The organism is Microbacterium sp. Leaf351 (assembly GCF_001423825.1).
Lineage (GTDB): Bacteria > Actinomycetota > Actinomycetes > Actinomycetales > Microbacteriaceae > Microbacterium > Microbacterium ginsengisoli.
Window position 1 is genome coordinate 79,709 of record NZ_LMPK01000011.1, and the last position, 2,261, is coordinate 81,969.

Sequence of the window (2,261 nt, forward strand, 5' to 3'; positions counted from 1 at the left end):
GCGGGGGCTCCGGCGCGCTCGAGCTCGCCGAAGGCATCGAGAGCGCCGACCGCGTGCAGCTCGTCGAGGCGGTCGACCAGGCCCGCCGCCTCGAACTCGGCGAGGCGCGCGAGGCGTCGTTCGATGCGCTCGGCGAGCTCGCCGGCGGCCTTTCGCGTGAAGGTGAGGCCGAGCACCTCGTGACGGGCGACCAGCCGGTTGGCGACGAGCCAGACGACACGCCCCGCCATCGTCTCGGTCTTCCCGCTTCCGGCGCCGGCGACCACCAGCGCCGGGCCCAGCGCAGCCTCGATGACGCGGGCCTGCTCGTCGGTCGGGGGGAACTGGCCGAGGGCCGCGGCGACCGCGGCAGCGGAGACGGTCACGGCGCGCTCACCGCTCCGACCACATGGATGCGGCACACACCGTGGGCGTGCTCGTCTCGGCAGTGCTGCTCGTAGGGCGCCGCGAACCGCGTGCCCGCCATCACGGCGATCGCGTGCTGCAGCCGGGCGATGAACCGCTCGCGGGCTTCGTCGTCGAGCGGCGCCTGCCGCGGTTCGAGGTAGGGCTTCGCCGTGCCGGTGTGCAGCACCAGCAGTTCGGCGCCGCCCGCGGGCAGGCCCGCCGACGGCGCGATCGCCCCGGCGTCGTGGGCGAGCTGGTAGGCGAGCAGCTGCGGGTTCTCGACCACGGCCTTGTCGGTGCGCGGCTCGGCCCGACCCGTCTTCAGATCGACGATCACGACGGTGCCGTCGGCCCGCCGCTCGACGCGGTCGACGACGCCGCGCAACAGCGCACGTCCCTCGCCGTCGTGGGGTGGCAGCGGGATCTCCACCTCGAACGGCGTCTCGCTCGCGAGCAGCTCACCGCCGCCCGCCGCGAAGTCGCGGAGGTACTGCGCCAGACGATCGACGAGGTCGCGGGCACGCTCGCGCCCGGCACGCTCGAGCCACTCGGATTCGAAGCCGAGCTCGTTCCACCGGGCGTCCACGACCTCCCACAACGCGACGGCGTCGGCGTCCGGCGCCGCCTCGAGCGCCGCGTGGATGAGCGTGCCGAGCCCGGCGACGGTGCTTCCCGCGTCGGCGCCGAGCTCGCGCACGACCCAGTCGAGCTCGCACTGCTCGAGCGCCGCGAGTCGGGAAGGCGAGACGCGGATGTCACCGTGCGCCAGCGAGTGCAGCGGGGCATCGGATGTCGCGGCCCCCACGCCGTACCAGTCGTCGGGGCGGGCCCCGGCGACACCGGCGGACGCGAGCGCGGCGAGCTGCGCCGCCGCCGACCTGTCGGGGACATCGGCGGTGACAGCCCGCCGCAGCTGGGCGACGACCCCGCGCAGCGTGAGGGCCGGCAGCGCCCGCGCCGCCTCCGCGTCGGGGAGCAGGGAGAACAGCCCGCTGGGGCGATGATCGTCGTCGGACGTCGCGGTCACGACGACCCGCGTGCGGGCGCGGGAGAGGGCCCGCACGAACAGGCGAAGCTCATCATGGAGCACGGCACGCCGCCGGTCGAGCACACCCGCAGCGGCCGTGACGCCGGCCGCGGCGTCGTGGAGGCGCCACGTGCCGAGCAGTGTGCCGCGCAGTCGGGTGTTGGGCCACACGCCCTCTTGTACGCCCGCGATGACGACGGTGTCGAACTCGCGTCCGAGCGCGGCTGCCGGGCTCAGCACCGCGACCACGTCGGCATCGGGGTCGCGGCCGAGCAGGTCGGGGGCGACATCGGTGGCGAGCACCGCGTGCACGAACCGCAGCGGGTGCGAGGCGGCATCCTCATCGCGCTCGGCGTCGCGCTTGGCGGCCTGGAACAGGGCGACGACCGCATCGAGATCTCGGTGGGCCTGATCGGCGACCGGGCCATGGCCGCTCGTCGCGGCCAGCCACACCGCCTGACGGCCGCTCGCTTCCCACGCGGTCCAGAGCAGATCGTGCGCGGTTGCACCGTCGGCGAGCTGCGCACGCATGCGCGAGAGGGCCTCGGCGGTGCGCACGACCGCCCGCCCCTCGCGGCTGTCGATCGCCGCGGCGTGCATCGGGTCGTCGAGCGCCGCGGCGAGCAGTTCCGCACCGGTGCGCCCGCCGCCGTCGCCGAGGTGGGCATGGCGAAGCGCCGTGCGCACCCGTCGCACATCGAGCGGATCGAGCCCCGCCGCCACGAGGACGTCGGCCGCGGCCGCGGGCGCCACCACCGCGTCGCCGGCCGCCAGCACCACCGTCAGCAGGTCGCGCACGGCGGGCACCTGCCCGAGCGGAACCCCCTGGCCCTGACCGCGCGTGGGC

The 2,261-nt window shown here is 75.6% G+C and carries 2 protein-coding genes; both read right to left on the bottom strand.

Annotated elements, in window-relative coordinates; genetic code table 11:
* The coding region (locus ASG00_RS16895; protein WP_235559149.1) for a UvrD-helicase domain-containing protein at nucleotides 1–365 on the bottom strand (365 nt) is incomplete at its 3' end.
* A partial coding sequence (locus tag ASG00_RS16900) for a UrvD/REP family ATP-dependent DNA helicase (RefSeq protein ID WP_235559143.1) occupies nucleotides 362–2,261 on the bottom strand: 1,900 nt, incomplete at its 5' end. The genes ASG00_RS16900 and ASG00_RS16895, both read right to left, overlap by 4 nt.